The sequence below is a fragment of the Actinokineospora pegani genome (genome assembly GCF_009745975.1).
Classification (GTDB): Bacteria; Actinomycetota; Actinomycetes; order Mycobacteriales; family Pseudonocardiaceae; genus Actinokineospora; species Actinokineospora pegani.
In genome coordinates this window covers 1-361 of record NZ_WHOL01000021.1, presented here as the reverse complement: position 1 = coordinate 361, position 361 = coordinate 1, and the positions used below count along the sequence as shown (strand labels likewise).

Annotated in this window: 1 protein-coding gene; it reads left to right on the top strand. The window is 77.0% G+C overall.

Annotated features, from left to right (window positions below):
- On the top strand, positions 1-361 hold a 361-nt coding region (locus GCL84_RS00850; protein ID WP_156753380.1), incomplete at both ends, for an acyltransferase domain-containing protein.

The window sequence follows — 361 nt, the reverse complement described above, 5'->3', positions numbered from 1 at the left end:
CGGTGGTGGGCCACTCGCAGGGTGAGATCGCCGCCGCGTGCGTGGCGGGCGCGCTGTCGCTGGCGGACGCGGCCCGGGTGGTCGCGGTGCGCAGCCAGGCCATCGCCTCGGCGCTGTCCGGCCGGGGCGGCATGGTCTCGGTCGCGCTGGCCGCCGACGACATCGCCGCGCGGTTGGGGCCGTGGGCGGGACAGGTCGAGGTGGCCGCCGTCAACAGCCCTGACTCGGTCGTCCTCGCGGGTGACGCCCGCGCGCTGGACGAGGTCGTCGAGGCGTTGTCCGGCGACGGGGTCCGGGTGCGGCGGGTCGCGGTGGACTACGCCTCGCACACCCGGCACGTGGAGGACATCCGCGACCGGCT